Consider the following 18700-nt stretch of genomic DNA (forward strand, 5'->3'; position numbering starts at 1 on the left):
CCCTCGCCTCCGCCGCTGCTTCCGCCTCCGTCGTGTCCAAAACCCTGATCCTCATTCCGTCGTCGGCGCACGTCATATCTCCGTCTTCGGACTTGCAGGCCTCGGGTTACGTACGTATGTACGGCGCCAGTGACTCACCATGCGGGCCGCGCGGACACTCCGCCGTCCACGACCAGGTCGTGCCCGGTGACCCAGGACGCGAGGGAGGACGCCAGGAAGACGCACGCGTCGCCCACGTCCTCCGGCCGCCCCAACCGCCCCGTCGGTGCCGCCTCCCGCCACCTCCGCACGCCGTCCGGCCAGGCCTCCGCCAGCCCCTCCCGGTCGATCAGACCGGGCGAGACCGTGTTGACGCGGATGCCGTACGGGCCGTACTCCAGGGCCGCCGACCGCGCGTGCATGACGACGGCCGCCTTGGACGCGGAGTAGTGCGCGTGCAGCGCGGCCGGGGCGCTCGCCTCGATCGACGCGATATGCGTCACCGTGCCGCCGCCAACGCCCTGCTCTCTCATCACCTCAACCGCCGCCTGCGTGCACGCGAAGACGCTGGTCAGGTTGGTGTCGACGACCGCCCGCCAGTCCGCCGCCGTCATCCCGGGCAGGGGTTGCGTCGGCTGTACGCCCGCGTTGTTGACCAGCGCCGTCAGCCGCCCGCCGCTCCACTCGGCCGCCTCACGGACCAGCCCCCGGCAGGCGTCCTCGTCGGTCAGCTCGGCCTGCAGTACGACGGAACGGGCGCCCAACTCCCGTACGCGCGCGGCGACTTCACCGGCCGCCTCCACCCCCGTACGACAGTGGACCGCGACCCCCGCCGCCCCCTCCTCCGCGAACCGCAGCGCGATCCCCCGGCCGATGCCGCCGCTCGCGCCCGTGACCAGGGCGAACTGGCCCTCCAGCAGGCGGCTCACGGGCGGCACAGCCCGGTGATGCGGGCGGCCTCGGCCGGGGAGTGGGCGTAGCGGGCGGTCAACTCGCCCGCGTCGCCGTGCTCGTAGCCGCCGTAGGTGAAGCCGGGTGCCATCGTGCAGCCGAAGAACGTCCACGCGCCGCCCGCCGCCACCCGCGCCCCCATCCAGGTGCCGCCCGGCACGGTGAACTGGAGGTGCTGGCCGCGCAGGATGTCCGGCCCGAGGACCGCCGTGCGCGACGTACCGTCCGGGGCGAGGAGCAGGAGTTCGAGCGGGTCGCCGAGGTGGAAGTGCCAGACCTCGTCGCCGGGCAGGCGGTGCAGGGCCGAGTAGTCCGCCGCTGTCAGCAGGACGACGATCGCCGTGCCCGCCGGGCGGCCGTCGGGCAGCTCCGGGCCCGCCCAGGTACGGCGGAACAGGCCGCCCTCGCGGGGGATCGGCTCCAGGCCGTAGTGGGCGACGAGGTCTTCTGGGGTCACTCCGGTCACGTCGGCAGGCTACGGGAAGGCCACCTCGCGAGGGAGAAACGCCAGCTGAGCGCGCTTTTCGGGGATGAACACGTCCGGGATGTCGACCTCCGGCAGGACGACCCTCGGCCCCGCCACGAACCCCTGCCGCAGGAACCGCGCGATCGCCTTCTCGTTCCGTACATCCGGGTCGACCACGATCCGGCGCCGGCCCAGACCGAGCAGCACGTAGGAGGCGAGGGCGCCCATCAGCGCCGCCGACCAGCCGGGCCGCTCGCCGTCCGGTCCGGGGGGCGCGAGCAGGAGGTGGATGCCGATGTCTCCGGGTGCTACGGCGTAGCAGTCGCCGACGCGGTCGGCCGCGGGGTCGTAGGTCTGGAGGAGCGCGACGGGTTCGTCGTCCCGCAGCACCAGGTGGGCGTGGTGGGTGTCGAGGGTGTCCATGTGGGCGTAGATCTCGGCGACTTGGGCCTTTGTGAGGCCGTTCATGCCCCAGAACGCGGCGCGTTGCTCACTGACCCAGCGGTGGATCGTCCCGGCGTCGGCGGCCGGGTCCAGAGGGAGGACGCGGACGGTGCCGAAGCCGTCGATGTGTTGTTCGTGGAGGACGGGTCGGCGAGCAGGTGTGCCGGTTTCAGCTGTGCCGGTCTCGGGTTCGAGGCGGGTGAAGTCGGTGATCACCGGGACCAGATCTCCCTTGAGCCACAAGGGCAGTTGATCGCGGTGGTGCGGTGAACCGGGCACCCCCGACGCCCCGAACGGCACCACCCACAGGCTGTCCTCCCGCCGCGCCAGATCCCACACGAAGCGAGCCGCCGGGCCCCGCGCGCTCAGGTCGGTGAGCCCGGGGACGGAGGAGGTGCACAGCACGCAGTCGTGGTCGCCGGACAGGCCAGGGGCGGGAGTTGGGGTCTCGCCGAACGCCCTCCAGGGTGCGAGGCGATGAGTGTCACCCCACACACCGGCCGGTGTTGCGGCGGCGGCTTCCTCGACCGCGGCCCGTACGATTTCCGACCGGTCGATGCCGTACAACTCCCGTGCCCGCAGCAGGTGTTCGAGCGCGAAGGCGACGCGGGGCAGCAGTGCGAGCCACGGCAGGAACACCTCCGGGTACGCGGACGGCTCGGCCAACGCGGCGAACGCCGGGTGCGCCGCGAGCCGTCGTACGACCGCGCCGCGTACGGCCGCGTAGGCGGCGGCGTCGGTGCTGTCGGCGTCCATGCGGCGGTCCCAGTTCAGCAGCCGGTCGCGGAGCGCGGAGGCCTCGGGGGTGAGGTCGGTGAGTGCATCGAGTTGATCCAACAGGGGTGTGGCTGAACCGAGTTGGGTGTCCATGTGGATCGCGGGCATGTCGGCGGCGGACCAGTGCTCGCGCTCGGCGAGCAGTGCGGTGATGCGGTCGGCGCGGTGGTTCGGGGCGAACTCGACGCCGAGCGGGGTGGCCGGGCCGCGCTGGTTGGCCATGACGGCGACGCCGTCGTCCGACAGCCCTCCGCGAGGCGGCCGGTGCCAGCCGTTCCACTCATGACCGGGTTCCCAGGCGGGGACGAGCCGGGTGCGGTTGGCCTCGGCGCGGATCGGCACCCGGCCCGCGACCCGGTGCAGCAGGCCGCCCTCGGTGTCGGCGGCCTGGACGACGTTGACGGGTTCGGCCCAGTCGTCGAACGCCCGGTCCACGTCGGCGACTTGGCGGGCGCGGAGGAGGGGAAGGAGTGCGGTGAAGCCGAGGTCGTCGGTGACGCGGGGCGGGTAGCGGAGGCTGATGGCGAGGGGCGGGATGTCAGGCGGGGCGCTGATACCTCCGTCGAGTCCTTCCGGCCCGCCGATGATGCCTCCGTCAAGCCCTTCCGGCCCGCCGATGACGACCGGCCCGCGTTCGGTCTCGATCACTTCAACCTCGACGGGCTCCTCTCCGGCTACCTCGATGGTCTCCGTGTGCCTGGCGGCGCGGCGCCAACTCCCGTCCGGGCCAAGGGCTTCCACCCCGGCGCCGGTGCGGCGCAACCGTTCCCGGTAGAGGTCCTGGTAGTCGGCCATGGCGTTGGTGATGGCCCAGGCGACCGTGCCGGTGTGTCCGAAGTGGGCGATACCGGGGACGCCGGGCACGGTGAGGCCGACGACGTCGAACTCCGGGCAGGAGAGGTGGACTTGCTGATAGACACCGGGGTCCTCGATGAAGCGGTGCGGATCCCCGGCGAGCACGGCCCGCCCGGTGGTGGTCCGCGCCCCGCTCACCAGCCAGCCGTTGCTGCCGGAGGTACCGGGCCCATCGGTGGCGAACAGCCCTACGGCATCCGGCCCGAGGTGCCGTACTGCTTCCTCGCGCCAGAGCTTGGAGGGAAACCCTGCGAACAGGATGTGGGTGGCCAGCCAGACTCCGAGGGGGGTCCAGGGCTCCCAACGGCCGGGAGTGGGGCCGGACTTGGCGAACTCGGGAGCAGCGCTCGCGGCCAACCCCTCGTTGACCCCGTCGACATACGCCCGGACCCAGCGCGCGGTCTCCGGGTCCCGCTTCTCCAACGCGGCGAAGCACCGCCTGGCCGTGTTGTCGAGGCGGACGCGGCGGGCGAAGAGATCCCAGGGCAGGGCGCCCGTACCGAGAAAGGCGGCCGAGGTGCCCCGCGCCCGATGCCGTTCGACCTCGATCTGCCGGCCGCGGTCGAGGGCGGTGACGCGGCCCTGGGCGTGGGCGAGCTCGTCGGCGCTGTCGGCGCGCAGGTGGGGGATTCCCCAGGTGTCGCGGTAGATCTGGGTCGTCACCCGGTGGCCCTTCTCTTTCAAGACTGCCTGTCTCGCGGCTGCCTTTTAGGTTAGCCTTGCCTAAGTTACTGGTGCGGAAAGCGTACGCGAAAGGTGAAGAGACCATGGCGCAGGGGCGCGGTTGGGAGGGCGCGGTTCTCAAACTGCTGCGCGCGAAGGACTTCGAGTTCACGGTGACGAGGGCGGAGGACGTCACCCCGCACTACCGCCGCCTACGCCTCACCGACGGCGGCATGCTCGCGGCGACCGGCGTCCACCCCACGATGTGGGTCCGCCTCTGGTTCGACAACGCCGGCAGGCCGCACCAGCGGGCGTACACCCTGGTCGACCCCGACCCGGCGGCCGGCACGTTCGCCCTCGAATTCGCCCTGCACGAAGGCTGCGCCAGCGACTGGGCCCGCTCCGCGAAGCCCGGCGACACCATCGAGGCGACGGTCCAGGGCACGGGCTTCGAGGAACCCACCCCGCCCCCGACCCACCTCTTCGCGATCGGCGACCCGGCGTCACTGCCGGCCATCAACTCCCTTCTGGAAACGGTGGGTTCGGCGACCCCGGCGACGATCTGGTTCGAGAGCGGAACCGAGGGCCTGCCGTTCCGCACCGACCCGGCACTGCACGAGGTCCGCCACCTCTCCAGGGGCCAACTCGCCGACCAGGTACGGACGGAACTCCCCGACCTGCTGAAGGACAGCACCGACCCGTACGTCTGGATCACCTGCGACACGGCCACGACGCGGGGGCTGTCGTCGTACGTACGCAAGGAGCTGGGGGTGCGGCGGGAACGGGTGCACGCGCTGGGGTACTGGCGGGCTTCCTGAGCGGCAGGCCGCCCCTGCCGAACCTCTGTGACGGTGATCGGGCTACCCAAGAGGGTGCTGGTAGCGCAGCTTGTTGAGAGAGGCCCCGCCCGTGGTGTCCTCCACGGCTGCGCCGTCCGCGCGCCAGCCGGCGGCTTCGTAGAAGCGGCGGGCGCGTTCGTTGTCCTCCAGGACCCACAGGGTGGCTTGCGTGTAGTCGGCCTGTCCGAGCGTCGTCAGCGCGGCCAGCATCAACTGCTTCCCGATCCCGGTGCCCCAGACCTCTGGGGTCGCGACAGCGTGCCGATTTCGGCGGTGGCAGGGGTCTCCTGGGACGGGCCGAAACCTGCGAATCCGACGACCCCCGCCTCGGTTTCGGCCACTCGTGCGGAGTTCGCGCAGCCCGCGGGTCAGGGCTCCCCACGCCGGTATGCCGAGCGGCCACGGTCCACAGAACACCGCAGATGCCCGCACTCCAGCATCCGGACTCCAACGCCACGTGCGCCCACCGGCAGGCACCCCCCGCCCGCACGCGCCATCATCGACCCATGGACGCAACCCTTCACCTCGCCCAGGACCCCGCCGCCGACGAACTCCTCGGCCGTTCCCCGCTCGCCGCGCTGGTGGGGATGCTGCTCGACCAGCAGGTGCCGATGGAGTGGGCGTTCAAGGGGCCGCGGACGATCGCCGACCGGCTCGGGGCCGCCGATCTGGACGCGCACGAGATCGCGGCCCGTGACCCCGAGGCCTTCGCCGCGCTGCTCTCCGAGAAGCCTGCCGTGCATCGCTACCCGGGTTCCATGGCCAAGCGGATCCAGCAGCTGTGCCAGTACCTCGTCGAGCACTACGACGGGGACGCGAGCGGTGTCTGGGCGGGTGTCGGAACCGGGGCCGAGCTGCTCAAGCGGCTGGAGGAGCTGCCCGGGTTCGGGAAGCAGAAGGCGCAGATCTTCCTCGCCCTGCTCGGCAAGCAGCTCGGGGTCCAGCCGAAGGGCTGGCGCGAGGCCGCGGGCGCGTACGGCGAGGCGAGGTCCTACCGCTCCGTCGCCGACATCACCGGACCCGAGTCGCTGGCCAAGGTCCGCGCCCACAAGCAGGAGATGAAGGCCGCGGCCAAGGCGGCGAAGGCGGCGGGCGGCAAGTAGCCCCGGCGCCGAACAGCCCCGTCAGCCAGGTGGACCGCCTCCGGTGGCGGGCCGTCCGACGCCGGTCAAAACATGGACCATGACCGAGGCACCGAGCGGCCCCTCGTGGGGCCCGGAGTTCGACGACCGCCGCGCCCACGACACCCGTGTCCCGCGCGCCCCCCGTGACGAGCCGGAACCGGAATTCGAAGGGCCCCTCTTCGCCCTCTCCAAAGCCGCCTGGCAGGTCGTCCTGCTCACCGGCGTCGCGTCTCTCGTCCTCGGCGTGCTGGTCCTCGTATGGCCCGGCGCGTCCCTCTTCGCGGCCGGCATCCTCTTCGGCATCTACCTCCTGATCAGCGGCATCTTCCAACTGGTCGCCGCCTTCGGCACCCACCGGGCGACCTCGCTGCGCGTACTGGCGTTCATCAGCGGCGCGCTGTCGATCGTGCTGGGCCTGTTCTGTTTCCGCGGCCCGATGCAGTCGATCCTGCTGCTCGCCCTGTGGATCGGCATCGGCTGGCTGATCCGGGGCATCACCCAGACCCTGGCCGCCGTACACGACAGGACGATGCCCGCGCGCGGCTGGCAGATCTTCCTCGGGATCGTCACCTTCATCGCCGGCATCGTGCTGATCGACTCCCCCTTCCGCTCGGTCGCCGTCCTCACCCTCGTCTGCGGCATCTGGCTGGTCGCGGTCGGCGTCGTCGAGATCATCACGGCCGTCCGGATGAGGGGCCTCGCCAAGAAGGTGCCCCAGTCCCTGTGAGCCTCGTTGGTAGGCCGTGCGGGCGGTTTACCCGCCCGCCGCGATGAACGCCGTACGGCCGCTGGGAGATGACCTTCCATGAGCACGAGGGTGCGCCCCGCACACCACCTCCCCCGCAGCCACGTCTGGCTGCGGGCGCTCGTGCTGCTCCTCGCCCTGCTCGTCCCGGGCACGCACGCCGAGATGCGCGCGATGCCGGTCGCGTCGTCCGTAGAGACGACCATCGAGTACGACGTCCTCGATACGGCGGCTGCCCTACGGCCGTCCCTCTCGCTCACCGTCCACCGGCCCACCGCGCCCCTGCGGCCCGCGCCGGCGTCCCCCGCCTCCCGGGTGCGCTCCTTCCCCGCGCCGCCCTCACCCCCGTACACCCTCCGCGCCCTGCGCACCGTGGTCATGCGCTGCTGACGGAACGGCCCTCCCCCAGGTCAATCCGTCGGTACGACGTCAGGAGCACAGCCATGCCCATCGACCCGTACGCGGTCCTGCGCGCCCTGCTGCGCGCGGAGGCCGTCCGCAACGCGCCCAAGCCGGAGGTCCGCCGACCCGAGCCGCAGCGGCCCCCGGAGGAACGCGCGCGCTGACCCGCCGTAGGCAGAACGGCCCGGCGGGGGCTAGCGCTTCCGTCGGGCCGTGCCGAAGAGCGAGCGGGTGATCTCGCGGCCGATCTGGGTGCCGACCGATCGCGCCAGGGACTTGAACATCCCGCTGCCGACGACCTGTTGGACCATCGACTCGTCCTCCTTGGCCGACTTGGGGGACGACTTCGAGGCCGCCTTCGGTGTCTCCTGCGGCTCTCGCACTGCCGTCGCCAGCTTCTCGTACGCCGACTCTCGATCCACAGCCTGTGCGTAACGGCCGTAGAGGGACGAGGACTTGACCGCCGCGTCGAGGGTGGCCGCGTCGATCGGGCCCATCAGGGACTCGGGGGCGCGGAGGCGGGTGACGGCGACGGGCGTCGGGGCGCCGTTCTCGCTGAGGACCGTGACGACCGCTTCGCCGGTGCCCAGGCCTGTGAGGATCTCCTCCAGGTCGTAGGAGGAGTTCGGGAAGGTCTTCACCGTTGCCTTCAGGGCCTTCTGGTCGTCCGGGGTGAAGGCGCGGAGTGCGTGCTGGACGCGGTTGCCGAGCTGGGCCAGGACGTCGCCGGGTACGTCCTTCGGGGTCTGGGTCACGAAGAAGACGCCGACCCCTTTCGAGCGAATGAGGCGGACGGTCTGCGTGATGGAGTCCAGGAAGGCCTTGGACGCGTCGTTGAAGAGCAGGTGCGCCTCGTCGAAGAAGAAGACGAGCTTCGGTTTGTCGGCGTCTCCGACCTCCGGGAGGTCGTGGAAGAGGTCGGCGAGCATCCACATCAGGAAGGTCGAGAAGAGCTGCGGTTTGTCCTGTACAGCGGGGAGTTCGAGGACGGAGACCATGCCCCGGCCGTCCGACGCCGTACGCAACAGCTCGCTCGTGTCGAAGTCCGGCTCGCCGAAGAAGTCGGCCATGCCCTGCGCCTCGAAGGCGGTGAGGGAGCGCAGGATCACGCCCGCCGTGGCGGTGGACAGGCCGCCGATGTTCTTCAGCTCCGGCTTGCCCTCGTCCGAGGTCAGGAAGGTGACGACGGCCCGCAGGTCCTTGAGGTCGATCAGCTCCAGGCCCTTGGTGTCGGCGTAGTGGAAGATCAGGCCGAGGGACTGCTCCTGGGTCTGGTTGAGCTGGAGGACCTTCGACAGCAGTACCGGGCCGAAGCCGGTGATCGTGGCCCGGACCGGGATGCCGTGGCCGATACCGCCGAGGGCGTAGAACTCCGCCGGGAAGCCGGTCGCCGTCCACTGCTGCTTCACCTCGGCCGCGCGGCCCGCGACCTTGTCGTTCGTGACGCCGGGCGCGGAGATGCCCGACACATCGCCCTTCACATCCGCGAGGAACACCGGTACGCCCTGCGCCGAGAGCTGCTCGGCGATGAGCTGGAGGGTCTTGGTCTTGCCGGTGCCGGTGGCGCCCGCGACCAGGCCGTGGCGGTTGAGCATCGGGAGGGGGATGCGGATCTGCGCGTCGGGCAGACAGGCCCCTTCCCACAGCAGGGCCCCGAGGTCGAGTGCAGGTCCTGTGAAGGCGTAGCCCGCGGCGATCGACTCGCTGTCACTCATATCAGGCCCCTGTTCCCTTTTTGCCCTGCTTTGCTCCATCTTTTCCAGCGTCGCACTCCGTCTCCATGGCTGCGCCCGGAACGTCATGACCGGTAGGCTTTCCGTGTGATCTTCAAGCGCATCGGAAACGGCCGGCCGTACCCCGACCACGGCCGGGAGAGCACCCGGCAGTGGGCGGACGTCGCGCCGCGCCCGGTCCGCCTCGATCAGCTCGTGACGACCAAGGGCCAGCTCGACCTGGAAACGCTGCTCGCCGAGGACTCGACCTTCTACGGCGACCTCTTCGCGCATGTCGTGAAGTGGCAGGGCGACCTGTACCTGGAGGACGGGCTGCACCGCGCGGTCCGCGCGGCACTTCAGCAGCGCCAGGTGCTCCACGCGCGTGTGCTCGAGCTGGACTGAGCCGCACTCATCAGGTCCCGGGCACGGCCCCGGACGGCCGCCTTCCGGTAACCCGTTCGTCCTTTCGGGTTGGTCTCGGCGCTGTCGAATGATCATCTAGTAGGCATCGTCGCCCGGGCGCACTACGCTGCGCTCATGAGCATGCTGACTCCCCCAGGCATGGGCGGCCAGTACCGGATCACGGGGGACAAATACCCGCGCATGCGCCGTTCGCGGCGTCGCGGGCGGCTCGTCCTCATGATGGTCGCGTCCGTCGCCGTACTGGGTGTGGGCGGGTGGGGCACGTTGCAGCTCATCGACGTCTTCACCGGTGGCGGCAAGCAGGCCTCGGCCGCCGGTTCCAAGGCCGCCTGCGCGTCCAAGGCCAGCCCATCGGCGAGTGCGAGTACGCGCGCGGACTCCGCCCTGCCGAAGCCCGCCCAGATCACCGTGAACGTCTTCAACGCCACGCCCCGCAGCGGCCTCGCCAAGTCGACCGCCGACGAACTGAAGAAGCGCGGCTTCAAGATCGGCGACGTGGGCAACGCGTCCGCGCAGTGGGACAAGAAGGTCCAGGGCACCGGCGTACTGCTCGGTCCCGCCGCCTCGCTCGACACCTCGCTGCCGGTCCTCGCCACCCAGCTGACCGGCGCCGAGCGCCGCACCGAGGCCACCCGCAAGGGCACCACCGTCGACCTGATCATCGGCACCGCCTTCAAGAACCTCACGGCGAAGGCGGCCGCCGACAAGGCCCTGGCCACGCTGAGCGGGCCCGCCGCACCGACGGCCAGTGCGTCACCGAAGGCGTGCTCGTAGCCGTACGAAAGCGGTCGTAGGGCTGGCGGTCGTACGGCCGGCAGTCATACGACTGGCAGTCGTACGAAGGCAGTCGTAGGACAACGCCCGATTCCCGTACGGCGGGTAAGAGCCGTACGGGAATCGGGTGTTGATGGAGTCTTATCGGGTGTCGACGGAGTCCTACTCGGCCGCGCCGTAGAGGCGGTCGCCCGCGTCGCCGAGGCCCGGGACGATGTAGCCGTGCTCGTTCAGGCGCTCGTCGACCGAGGCCGTCACGACCGTCACCGGGGTGCCCGCGAGCTCGCGCTCCATGACCTCGACGCCCTCGGGGGCGGCGAGCAGGACCACGGCCGTCACGTCGTCGGCACCGCGCTTGATCAGCTCGCGGATCGCGGCGACCAGGGTGCCGCCGGTGGCCAGCATCGGGTCCAGGACGTACACCTGGCGGCCCGAGAGGTCCTCCGGCATGCGCGTGGCGTACGTGGACGCCTGGAGGGTCTCCTCGTCGCGCACCATGCCCATGAAGCCCACCTCGGCGGAGGGCAGCAGCCGGACCATGCCGTCCAGCATGCCGAGACCGGCCCGCAGGATCGGCACGACCAGCGGGCGCGGGTAGGACAGCTTGACGCCGGTGGTCGGGGCGACCGGCGTCGTGATGTCGACCTGTTCGGTGCGCACGTCGCGCGTGGCCTCGTAGGCGAGCAGGGTGACCAGCTCGTCGGCGAGGCGGCGGAAGGTCGCGGAGTCGGTGCGCCGGTCGCGCAGCGTGGTGAGCTTGTGGGCGACCAGGGGGTGGTCGACGACGTGGAGACGCATGTCCACAACAGTAGCCGCCCCTCCGTACCTGCTCGCGACCTGCTCGCGCTGGCATCAAACCGCCCGTCCGGGGGAAAGTGGGAGGGACGGAACGGGGTGGTGAACCGATGCCTGACCGTGAGTCCCACGAGGACCCGTCGCAGCAGGACAGCCGGGAAAGCGATGCCGAGCGCAGGCGGCGCCGGGCCCGGTTCCTGCGCGAGCTGACCGAGGCGCGCGAGCTGCGGGACCGGGTCCAGCCGCGCCGCGCGAAGACCGCGCGGCTGCGCCACGCCATGCGTATGCGCACGTTCCGCTGGTAGTTGAGGCCTGTCTCACAGCACTTTGTAAGGCCAACCGGGTGCGTGTGTAAGGCGATCGCCGACTACGATCCCGCTGGTGGTCGATCAAAACGGGCGGACACAGGGAGCCGAAGACGTCCCCTGCACGCCTTGTTTCTGCCACGATTCCGAGTGGGTGGGGCTCGGAGCACGAGCTCTCCCCGCCCGCAACCTCCGCCGGGGGGACCCCCAACCGGCACACCTATGACCAGTGGGAGAGTCACGGTGTACTTCGCCGCACTGCTCGCGCGCACCGAAGACGGGTGGGAAGCGAGCGACACAGAGCTCGACGATGTCGAGAGCCTGTCGGATCTGGCCGAACTGGCCCGTGAAGCCTCGCCCGAGGACGACACGGTGCTGGTGCTCATCGAGCAGGAGGACGCCTGGTTCGGCGTCGTCCGCATCGACGGCGAGGACGACCCGCGGATCTACGTCTCGGACGCAGCTGCCGCAGCCCGCAGCTCGTACGGCGAGATCCTGCTCACCGACGAGCTGCTCGGACGGGATCCGGACGACGACGATGTCGTCGACCTGGACTCCCTCGACCTCGACGGTACTGAGGACGGTGATCCTCAAAGCGAGGACGAGGAGGACGACGACGAGGACGGCACCTCCTCGGCCGAGGCCGTTCCGCACAGCCCGGTCGGTGACCGCCAGATCCTGGACGACCTGGGCGTCGGCGAGAAGGAGCTGCTGCTCCTCGACGCGGACGACGCGCTGAACTCCATCGCCGAGGCCCTGGGGGCCTCGGAGGTCCTGGAGACCGTCCGCTGACCACAGCACGCACAGAAGGGACTCCGGACCCGGTACGCGACCCCTGGCGGGCCGCGATGCGGCTCGCCCTCGACGAGGCCGAAGCGGCCGCCCGGGGCGGCGACGTCCCGGTCGGCGCGGTCGTACTGTCCCCGGACGGTACGACCGTGCTCGCCACCGGGCACAACGAACGCGAGGCCACCGGCGATCCGACGGCGCACGCCGAGGTCCTCGCGATCCGGAGGGCCGCCGCCCACCTCGGTGAGTGGCGGCTGTCCGGCTGCACGCTGGTCGTCACCCTCGAACCCTGCACGATGTGCGCGGGCGCGCTGGTGCAGTCCCGGGTCGACCGGGTCGTCTACGGCGCCCGCGACCAGAAGGCGGGCGCGGCCGGCTCGCTCTTCGACGTCGTACGGGACCGGCGGCTCAACCACCGCCCCGAGGTGATCGAGGGCGTCCTCGCGGACGAGTGCGCCCACCTGCTCACGGAGTTCTTCCGGGACCGGTAGCAGCACCGGTGGCAGCCCGCGTCTCGGGCCTCCGATTACCGATTTCAAACCACGCCCCACCTTGTTGTAAGGTCTCTCTCGGTAGCGTGTCCGAGCGGCCGAAGGAGCTCGCCTCGAAAGCGAGTGTGGCGCAAGTCACCGAGGGTTCAAATCCCTCCGCTACCGCAGGTAGACGAGGGGCCCGGTCCGATGGACCGGGCCCCTCGTGGTGCTCCGTCTCAGTTTCCGTCTCACTTGAGGCCCGTCAGGCCTCCAGAGCGCCCTGATGCGGAACGGCGCACGCGCCAGCGTCCGATGGAGCACAATCCCCGTGAGGGGACTGTGCGACTGCCCCAGTCGCACACCCTTCCCCAGGGGAAGGTGGGATGTGAACTACGGCTTGGCCTCTGTGATCATGGGCGTGGCTGTCATTGCCACACTAGTCAGTGACGCCTGGCGTAGCGTTCTGCGTGCGATCTTCCGGCATCCACGTAAAACCTCAGTGATCGTGCACATGGACGGTACGCACCTGGAGGTCAGTGGCTCCAGTCCAGAAGAGATTCAGAAAGCGCTGGATGAGCTACTCAGCAAGACCGCAGAAGGCAATGAGCCGACTCGTGAAGGCAACGAAGACGAGGCCGACTCGCAGCCCATCGTGAACCAGGGCGTATGGGTAACTGGCGGCGCCATTACATTGCACAACTCAGCGATGGGGAACTCGGCCAAGGTCGAAGGACAGCAAAGCAGTCCGACAGGGACAAACGGCGCTCACCCGACCTCAGGGGATGGGTCAGGTGAGTGAGGGTCTCGCAAACACTGGCACTGATGTCGCTACCAGTTCAGCACCCACCGCAAGCCAAGCACCCGTAGCAACCGTTGCTGCGCCAGAGGTCACCACCGTGACCGCTCACTTCAAATTGGTGTTTATCTGCGTAACATTGATCACGGTCCTCACTCTCATAGCCAGCCTCTACATCGGCATTTTCGTGAAGAACCCGACAGATGCCGCGAAATCGGCAATGGACACATGCGCCACCCTCGCAAACCTAGGCTTCGGTGCCATGGTTGGGCTCTTGGGCGGCAAAGCTGCCAACTAACGGGGGCGGGCTGGAAGCCTTTTTTCGCTAGCAATTCAACGAGTCTGCACGGATACCCCGACAAACCCATTGTCTCGGTCACCGGGTCCGACTCCTTCTAGCTTCCAAATTCAGTCCGTCGACCTGTCGAGCCACATCATTCCGAACGGAATCCACCATGTGCTGGTAACTCGCGGCCATAGCCGTTTTGGACCATCCCATGCGCCCCATGACGGTCCGTTCGGAGACTTCGAGGATCAACAGGACCGTAGTGGCGGTGTGTCGAGCGTCGCGCAGCCGACCGTCCCGCACCTTCGCGTGGTCAAGCAACTCCTTCCAGGCGTCCCCCCACCGCCGCGCGTTCGGCCTCCTACTTGGTCCGGTGGGCCGGAACAGGTCGGCGAGCTGTGTGTGCAGTCCAACCGTCCGGGGTCACCGCATCCATGAGCACAACGCGGCCGACGGCGGCTCCGACGGACCATCAGGACACCCTGGTCCAGATCGGCATCGGCTTACTTGAGGCCGAACGCCACGGCCCACATGCGGAGTTCCGATGGCACCGGAATTGGCCCGCCGTCAGATGACCGTTCCGACTGGTCCGGTCTGTTTCCTTGCCCGACTCGCCTTCGGTACCCCCGATCAGGGCACGAGGTTGGTGAGGCCGATGTCGAGGTCGAACGGAGTGGAGATCTTCAGGTGGTTTCGGTGGATTCCGGTGGGTACGTAGGTGCTGGTCATGAGGTCGAGCTCGTAGGTGTGGACGGCAGGCGCTCCAGCCTCGTCCTCGATGCGCCAGAAGTGGGCGATCTTGGCCTGGGCGTACTTGAAGGGCTTCAGGGATCGGTCCCGGTCGGCTGATTCCTCCGAGACGACTTCGATGACGAGAGTGACGTCGACGGGTGCGTACCAAGTCCGGTCGGCTTCATATGCGGCGGTGGTGACCAGGATGTCGGGCTCGGGACGGCTCTTGTTGTCGAGACGGACGGTCATCTCCCGCTCGACCTCGAACCCCGCAGGAGCCGCCTGACGTAGAGCGAACGTCATGTTCTCCACCAGCCGTGAGTGCCAGGACCGCTGTGGCGACATCATGAAGATCAGGGCTCCGTCGATCAGTTCGGTGTGCCGCGGTGCTTGGGGGAGGTGATCGAGGTCATCGGCTTCCCAGCCGCTGGGCCTGGGCGGGATCATCCAGTCGGGGAGTCCGGCGGTCACGGCTTCCTCCAAGCGCTGCGTAAGGAGCGACCAGGGGCCTTGGTCCCGGATCACGAACACGGGCCATGCACCTGTCTTCAGCGTAGTTGACGCCGCTCCTCGGCGAGCGGCATGAAGCGCAGCGTAATGGCCGGGGCCCCCGGACACGCAGCAGGTCAAGGCGTCTCCGGCCTCGACCAGTGAGATCTGTCAGCATCGTGGTCGGTCCACCGACCTGCCGCGGAATGTGAATCCGAGCAGACCGCAGGTGAGAGACGTGGCAACAGCCCTTCACCTGCGGGCCGTTGGTCCCTGGTTGATCCCTGATTGATCCAAAAAGGGGCCGTAAAGGTTACACTCACCGCCGGCAACAGGGGGCCCACGGGCACAAAATGACAGGGGAGGCCGCGATGGCGGTGAACGCGAAGAAGATCGCCGTCTATTTGCTCGTGGTCTTCGCGCTGTACGTGATCATCACGGACCCGTCCAAGGCGGCCGACTACGTCCAGATAGGCTTCGAGGGCATTTCGGACGCCGCGAAGGCCATCGGCGACTTCATGACCTGGCTGGCCGACGGGGCGCAGTAGCCGACCGCGGTAGCCAACTACCCACCAGGAGCGCGCAGATGATCCGGCACCTCGTCCTCTTCAAGCTCAACGAGGGCGTCGAGCGCGACGACCCGCGCGTCCTGGCCGGCGTCGAGGCCTTCCGTCCGCTCGGCGACCTGATCGACGAACTGCGCTTCTGGGAGCTGGGCTGGAACATCAGCGACCGCCCCATCGCGTACGACTTCGCGATCACCTCGGTGGTCGACGACCCCGACGCACTGAAGCGGTACGTCGAGCACCCCGCGCACCAGGCGGGGGTCGTGCTGTGGCGCGAGTTCGCGACCTGGGTGATCGCCGACTACGAGGTCTGAGGCCCCCTCTTCAGCAGCCCTCCGCCGGAACGGCGGGGGGCTGTTATGCGTCTTATGAACCAATTTGCCATTCAACACGGCGTAACACGGTGATATGCGGTGCTTGCACACAGTGCACATGTGTTGTGATGCTATGACCGCTATTGACGGATGAGTTGACCGATGAAGAGGTGGCGTTGACCGTGTCGGCCAGTACTGCGCCGCCCCAGGAAGTCACGGAAGCCCCGCCGGCCGCGCCCCGCAGCCGCGGCGCGGACACCCGGGCCCTCACCCAGGTGCTGTTCGGCCAGCTCAAGGGACTCCAGCCGGGTACGCCGGAGCACAACCGCGTGCGTGGGGCGCTCATCGAGGCGAACATCCCGCTCGTGCGCTACGCCGCCGCCCGCTTCCGCTCCCGCAACGAGCCGATGGAGGACGTCGTCCAGGTCGGCACCATCGGTCTGATCAACGCCATCGACCGCTTCGACCCGGACCGGGGAGTGCAGTTCCCGACGTTCGCGATGCCGACCGTCATCGGCGAGATCAAGCGGTACTTCCGCGACAACGTCCGTACGGTCCATGTCCCGCGCCGGCTGCACGAGTTGTGGGTGCAGGTCAACGCGGCAACCGAGGATCTGACGACCGCCTTCGGGCGCACCCCCACCACCGGCGAGATCGCCGAGCGGCTGCGCATCGGCGAGGACGAGGTGCTGTCCTGCATCGAGGCCGGCCGGTCGTACCACGCGACCTCCCTGGAGGCCGCCCAGGAGGGCGACGGACTGCCCGGCCTGCTGGACCGGCTCGGTTACGAGGACCCGGCCCTGGACGGCGTGGAACACCGCGACCTCGTCCGGCACCTCCTCGTCCAACTCCCCGAGCGGGAACAGCGGATCCTGCTGCTGCGCTACTACAGCAACCTCACCCAGTCACAGATCAGCGCGGAACTCGGCGTCTCCCAGATGCATGTCTCGCGGCTCCTCGCCCGCAGCTTCCAGCGACTGCGCTCCGCGAACCGCATCGAGGCGTAGCACCGCGTCACCGAGGTGCGTAGCACCGCGTCGTCGAGGCGCGGAACCGTGCCTTCGCGGTAACCGAATGCCCGAGCGAGCTGTCACCGGTACGAACGAATCGCCTATCGGGCACTTTCCCGGCAGTTCTGGGCTGAAAAACCGTCAGACCCCCTTTTTCCAGGGCTGATTCGTAACAGACATGTCGACATGTCACTACAGCGTGTTGCCGACATGTGACATTCTGCGGGAAGCGCGTTTGCCGAGGCCCAGGCTCCGGTATTCAGGTGAAGGCACCGCTCCCCAGACGGGGGCGATCGCCGCGACCGTCCCGCGACCCAAAGGGGGTGGCATGTCCGCAGACCAGGGCAGCTCGAAGGTGCTCACGCTCACCAAGAGCGACGCTGAGCCCGCACTCGACGCCGTTACGGTCCTTGAGGCCGTACCCGCCGTACCGGCCCCGGCCCTCCCGACCACGGGAGCCATCGACACCCGCACCCTGTCCCGCTCCCTCTTCCTGCGGCTCGCCGCACTCGACGAGAACAGCCCCGAGCGTGGTTACGTCCGGGACACCCTCATCGAGCTCAACCTCCCGCTGGTGCGGTACGCCTCGGCGCGTTTCCGCTCTCGCAACGAGCCGATGGAGGACATCGTCCAGGTCGGCACGATCGGCCTGATCAAGGCGATCGACCGGTTCGACTGCGAACGCGGGGTGGAGTTCCCGACGTTCGCGATGCCGACCGTCGTGGGCGAGATCAAGCGCTTCTTCCGCGACACGTCGTGGTCGGTGCGCGTCCCGCGGCGCCTCCAGGAGCTGCGGCTGGCCCTCACGAAGGCCAGCGACGAGCTCTCCCAGAAGCTGGACCGGTCGCCGACCGTCCCCGAACTCGCCGTGGTCCTGGGCGTGTCCGAGGAGGACGTCGTCGACGGCCTCGCGGTCGGCAACGCGTACACGGCCTCCTCGCTCGACTCCCCGGCTCCCGAGGACGACGGCGGCGAGGGCTCGCTGGCGGACCGTCTCGGCTACGAGGACACGGCGCTGGAGGGCGTGGAGTACCGCGAGTCGCTCAAGCCGCTGCTCGCCAAGCTGCCGCCTCGTGAGCGCCGGATCATCATGTTGCGCTTCTTCGCCAACATGACCCAGTCGCAGATCGGCGAGGAGGTCGGCATCTCCCAGATGCACGTCTCCCGGCTGCTCACGCGCACCCTCTCGACCCTCCGCGAGGGCCTGATCTCGGACTGACCCCCAACAGGGTCACGAGGGTTCCTATTTGACGGAGTGTCAGCCACCATGGCGCGATGCCTCGTTCGACATGGACAGCTGGCCGCCGAGGCGCCCTGTTGGGCGCGTCGGCGGCCGTCGTCTGCGCGACGCTGACCGCATGCGGAGACACCGGCGGCGACAGCTACGCGGCGGTCGGCCCACCCCGGCCATCCGCTACGGCGGCACGCCCGACCGGGAGCGTCACGCTGGTGCCGCTCGACGCCCCGACGCCGTCGTCCGCGGCCGGCAAGTCACCTGACGGCGAGGGGACTTCAGCCTCCACCCCGGCCGCCCCTTCACCCACGGGCGCCAAGTCCGGTCGTAGCAGCGCGCATTCACCGTCACCGACCTCAACTGCCGCTTCTACGACGGCTCCCAGCACCCCCGCCGCCCTCAGCTGGGGCGCGCCCGCGCGCAAGGCCACGGCCCACCGCTGGTGCGAGGACGTGACCCTGGCCTTCCGCAACTCCGGCGGCACGGCGGTGCGTTCGGGCACGGTGACGTTCGGGACGCACATCATCGGCGCCCTCGGGATCGACTGGGCGACGATCGAGTCGACGGAGCAGCTTCCCGTGCCGATCGCGACCCATGGCCACACGGACAAGACCTGGACGGTGTGCGTCGACGCGTGGCGTGTGCCGTTGGGAATGCACATCGAGACGCGGGACGTGTCGGTGGAGTGGCAGTAGGCGGCGCCGGCATAGGGGCCGCGATCTGCCGTCAGCCTTCTGCAGCGCCGTCGTGGCTG

23 protein-coding genes, 1 tRNA gene and 1 pseudogene are annotated in these 18700 nt (G+C 69.2%); 17 read left to right on the forward strand and 8 right to left on the reverse strand.

Annotated elements, in window-relative coordinates; all coding sequences use genetic code 11:
- Positions 1-134 precede the first annotated feature (134 nt).
- From SPR02S_RS00130 to SPR02S_RS00140, 3 genes are read right to left on the reverse strand one after another with little or no spacing between them, the layout of a single operon-like run.
- The gene (locus SPR02S_RS00130; protein ID WP_019054898.1) at positions 135-917 is read right to left on the reverse strand and encodes an SDR family NAD(P)-dependent oxidoreductase; all 783 of its coding nucleotides are present in this window, start codon (positions 915-917) and stop codon (positions 135-137) included.
- Complete coding sequence (locus SPR02S_RS00135) at positions 905-1387, reverse strand: cupin domain-containing protein (RefSeq protein ID WP_026150074.1); 483 nt, start codon at positions 1385-1387, stop codon at positions 905-907. The genes SPR02S_RS00130 and SPR02S_RS00135 overlap by 13 nt, the downstream gene beginning before the upstream one ends.
- An 18-nt stretch (positions 1388-1405) precedes the next feature.
- Complete coding sequence (locus SPR02S_RS00140) at positions 1406-4135, reverse strand: GNAT family N-acetyltransferase (protein WP_019054900.1); 2730 nt, start codon at positions 4133-4135, stop codon at positions 1406-1408.
- 104 nt (positions 4136-4239) lie between these two features.
- Here SPR02S_RS00140 and SPR02S_RS00145 point away from each other — a divergent pair, with 104 nt between their 5' ends.
- Positions 4240-4953, forward strand: a complete 714-nt coding sequence (locus SPR02S_RS00145; protein ID WP_019054901.1) for a siderophore-interacting protein — start codon at positions 4240-4242, stop codon at positions 4951-4953.
- 42 nt (positions 4954-4995) lie between these two features.
- Here SPR02S_RS00145 and SPR02S_RS64605 read toward each other — a convergent pair whose 3' ends face one another.
- Entirely contained in the window at positions 4996-5184 is a 189-nt protein-coding gene (locus SPR02S_RS64605) for an N-acetyltransferase (RefSeq protein WP_019054902.1), read from the reverse strand.
- A gap of 296 nt (positions 5185-5480) precedes the next feature.
- Here SPR02S_RS64605 and SPR02S_RS00155 point away from each other — a divergent pair, with 296 nt between their 5' ends.
- The 4 genes from SPR02S_RS00155 (at position 5481) to SPR02S_RS65620 (ending at position 7409) form a co-directional block, all read left to right on the forward strand.
- Entirely contained in the window at positions 5481-6077 is a 597-nt protein-coding gene (locus tag SPR02S_RS00155; protein WP_019054903.1) for an HhH-GPD-type base excision DNA repair protein, read from the forward strand.
- Positions 6078-6156: 79 nt separating this feature from the next.
- Entirely contained in the window at positions 6157-6825 is a 669-nt protein-coding gene (locus SPR02S_RS00160; RefSeq protein WP_019054904.1) for an HdeD family acid-resistance protein, read from the forward strand.
- A gap of 78 nt (positions 6826-6903) precedes the next feature.
- A complete protein-coding gene (locus SPR02S_RS00165) occupies positions 6904-7233 on the forward strand; it encodes a hypothetical protein (protein ID WP_026150075.1) in 330 nt (109 codons plus the stop codon).
- 53 nt (positions 7234-7286) lie between these two features.
- The gene (locus SPR02S_RS65620) at positions 7287-7409 is read left to right on the forward strand and encodes a hypothetical protein (RefSeq protein ID WP_019054906.1); all 123 of its coding nucleotides are present in this window, start codon (positions 7287-7289) and stop codon (positions 7407-7409) included.
- A gap of 30 nt (positions 7410-7439) precedes the next feature.
- Here SPR02S_RS65620 and SPR02S_RS00175 read toward each other — a convergent pair whose 3' ends face one another.
- Positions 7440-8960 (reverse strand): helicase HerA-like domain-containing protein, encoded by a 1521-nt coding sequence (locus SPR02S_RS00175; protein WP_019054907.1) that lies wholly within the window; start codon positions 8958-8960, stop codon positions 7440-7442.
- Positions 8961-9065: 105 nt separating this feature from the next.
- On the opposite strand from SPR02S_RS00175, the gene SPR02S_RS00180 reads away from it, so the two are divergent.
- Both SPR02S_RS00180 and SPR02S_RS00185 read left to right on the forward strand, forming a co-directional pair.
- On the forward strand, positions 9066-9362 hold the full coding sequence (locus SPR02S_RS00180; RefSeq protein WP_003999914.1) for a type II toxin-antitoxin system VapB family antitoxin: 297 nt from the start codon (positions 9066-9068) through the stop codon (positions 9360-9362).
- A gap of 159 nt (positions 9363-9521) precedes the next feature.
- Positions 9522-10157 carry a LytR C-terminal domain-containing protein gene (locus SPR02S_RS00185; protein WP_019054908.1) on the forward strand — a complete coding sequence of 212 codons (636 nt, stop codon included), beginning with the start codon at positions 9522-9524 and terminating at the stop codon, positions 10155-10157.
- Positions 10158-10319: 162 nt separating this feature from the next.
- Here the strand turns inward: SPR02S_RS00185 and upp are convergent, their stop codons facing one another.
- A complete protein-coding gene (gene upp, locus SPR02S_RS00190) occupies positions 10320-10955 on the reverse strand; it encodes a uracil phosphoribosyltransferase (RefSeq protein WP_026150077.1) in 636 nt (211 codons plus the stop codon).
- A 107-nt stretch (positions 10956-11062) separates the two neighbouring features.
- Between upp and SPR02S_RS00195 the strand changes: the two genes are divergently transcribed.
- The 5 genes from SPR02S_RS00195 (at position 11063) to SPR02S_RS62745 (ending at position 13318) form a co-directional block, all read left to right on the forward strand.
- The gene (locus tag SPR02S_RS00195) at positions 11063-11257 is read left to right on the forward strand and encodes a hypothetical protein (protein ID WP_019054910.1); all 195 of its coding nucleotides are present in this window, start codon (positions 11063-11065) and stop codon (positions 11255-11257) included.
- 243 nt (positions 11258-11500) lie between these two features.
- Positions 11501-12049, forward strand: a complete 549-nt coding sequence (locus SPR02S_RS00200) for a tRNA adenosine deaminase-associated protein (RefSeq protein WP_019054911.1) — start codon at positions 11501-11503, stop codon at positions 12047-12049.
- Between the two features lie 56 nt (positions 12050-12105).
- Complete coding sequence (gene tadA / locus SPR02S_RS00205; protein ID WP_019054912.1) at positions 12106-12537, forward strand: tRNA adenosine(34) deaminase TadA; 432 nt, start codon at positions 12106-12108, stop codon at positions 12535-12537.
- An 80-nt stretch (positions 12538-12617) separates the two neighbouring features.
- Positions 12618-12702, forward strand: a tRNA-Ser gene (locus SPR02S_RS00210).
- 202 nt (positions 12703-12904) lie between these two features.
- Positions 12905-13318: a hypothetical protein gene (locus SPR02S_RS62745; RefSeq protein WP_158697754.1), complete on the forward strand. Its 414-nt coding sequence runs from the start codon at positions 12905-12907 to the stop codon at positions 13316-13318.
- Positions 13319-13648: 330 nt separating this feature from the next.
- Here SPR02S_RS62745 and SPR02S_RS64610 read toward each other — a convergent pair.
- Positions 13649-14101: pseudogene (locus SPR02S_RS64610) on the reverse strand (site-specific integrase); the annotation flags it as partial.
- Between the two features lie 130 nt (positions 14102-14231).
- A complete protein-coding gene (locus tag SPR02S_RS00215; protein WP_043257971.1) occupies positions 14232-14780 on the reverse strand; it encodes a Uma2 family endonuclease in 549 nt (182 codons plus the stop codon).
- A 413-nt stretch (positions 14781-15193) separates the two neighbouring features.
- Here SPR02S_RS00215 and SPR02S_RS63885 point away from each other — a divergent pair, with 413 nt between their 5' ends.
- The 5 genes from SPR02S_RS63885 (at position 15194) to SPR02S_RS59490 (ending at position 18641) form a co-directional block, all read left to right on the forward strand.
- Positions 15194-15370 carry a hypothetical protein gene (locus tag SPR02S_RS63885; protein WP_019054914.1) on the forward strand — a complete coding sequence of 59 codons (177 nt, stop codon included), beginning with the start codon at positions 15194-15196 and terminating at the stop codon, positions 15368-15370.
- A 38-nt stretch (positions 15371-15408) separates the two neighbouring features.
- Positions 15409-15702 (forward strand): Dabb family protein, encoded by a 294-nt coding sequence (locus tag SPR02S_RS00225; RefSeq protein WP_019054915.1) that lies wholly within the window; start codon positions 15409-15411, stop codon positions 15700-15702.
- A gap of 143 nt (positions 15703-15845) precedes the next feature.
- A complete protein-coding gene (locus SPR02S_RS00230) occupies positions 15846-16709 on the forward strand; it encodes an RNA polymerase sigma factor SigF (RefSeq protein ID WP_078622765.1) in 864 nt (287 codons plus the stop codon).
- Between the two features lie 331 nt (positions 16710-17040).
- Positions 17041-17931, forward strand: a complete 891-nt coding sequence (locus SPR02S_RS00235; RefSeq protein ID WP_019054917.1) for an RNA polymerase sigma factor SigF — start codon at positions 17041-17043, stop codon at positions 17929-17931.
- Positions 17932-17987: 56 nt separating this feature from the next.
- A complete protein-coding gene (locus tag SPR02S_RS59490; RefSeq protein WP_063746228.1) occupies positions 17988-18641 on the forward strand; it encodes a hypothetical protein in 654 nt (217 codons plus the stop codon).
- The last annotated feature ends 59 nt before the right edge of the window (positions 18642-18700 follow it).

The organism is Streptomyces prunicolor NBRC 13075 (assembly GCF_000367365.1).
Lineage (GTDB): Bacteria > Actinomycetota > Actinomycetes > Streptomycetales > Streptomycetaceae > Streptomyces > Streptomyces prunicolor.

Coding starts and splice junctions, on each gene's coding strand:
- SPR02S_RS00175 (WP_019054907.1), bottom strand. CDS start 8,960: ATGAGTGACAGCGAGTCGATCGCCGCGGGCTACGCCTTCACAGGACCT.
- SPR02S_RS59490 (WP_063746228.1), top strand. CDS start 17,988: ATGCCTCGTTCGACATGGACAGCTGGCCGCCGAGGCGCCCTGTTGGGC.
- SPR02S_RS00215 (WP_043257971.1), bottom strand. CDS start 14,780: ATGATCCCGCCCAGGCCCAGCGGCTGGGAAGCCGATGACCTCGATCAC.
- SPR02S_RS00155 (WP_019054903.1), top strand. CDS start 5,481: ATGGACGCAACCCTTCACCTCGCCCAGGACCCCGCCGCCGACGAACTC.
- SPR02S_RS00235 (WP_019054917.1), top strand. CDS start 17,041: ATGTCCGCAGACCAGGGCAGCTCGAAGGTGCTCACGCTCACCAAGAGC.
- SPR02S_RS00195 (WP_019054910.1), top strand. CDS start 11,063: ATGCCTGACCGTGAGTCCCACGAGGACCCGTCGCAGCAGGACAGCCGG.
- SPR02S_RS00185 (WP_019054908.1), top strand. CDS start 9,522: ATGGGCGGCCAGTACCGGATCACGGGGGACAAATACCCGCGCATGCGC.
- SPR02S_RS63885 (WP_019054914.1), top strand. CDS start 15,194: ATGGCGGTGAACGCGAAGAAGATCGCCGTCTATTTGCTCGTGGTCTTC.
- SPR02S_RS00145 (WP_019054901.1), top strand. CDS start 4,240: ATGGCGCAGGGGCGCGGTTGGGAGGGCGCGGTTCTCAAACTGCTGCGC.
- SPR02S_RS64605 (WP_019054902.1), bottom strand. CDS start 5,184: ATGCTGGCCGCGCTGACGACGCTCGGACAGGCCGACTACACGCAAGCC.
- SPR02S_RS00225 (WP_019054915.1), top strand. CDS start 15,409: ATGATCCGGCACCTCGTCCTCTTCAAGCTCAACGAGGGCGTCGAGCGC.
- SPR02S_RS00160 (WP_019054904.1), top strand. CDS start 6,157: ATGACCGAGGCACCGAGCGGCCCCTCGTGGGGCCCGGAGTTCGACGAC.
- SPR02S_RS00165 (WP_026150075.1), top strand. CDS start 6,904: ATGAGCACGAGGGTGCGCCCCGCACACCACCTCCCCCGCAGCCACGTC.
- SPR02S_RS65620 (WP_019054906.1), top strand. CDS start 7,287: ATGCCCATCGACCCGTACGCGGTCCTGCGCGCCCTGCTGCGCGCGGAG.
- tadA (WP_019054912.1), top strand. CDS start 12,106: ATGCGGCTCGCCCTCGACGAGGCCGAAGCGGCCGCCCGGGGCGGCGAC.
- upp (WP_026150077.1), bottom strand. CDS start 10,955: ATGCGTCTCCACGTCGTCGACCACCCCCTGGTCGCCCACAAGCTCACC.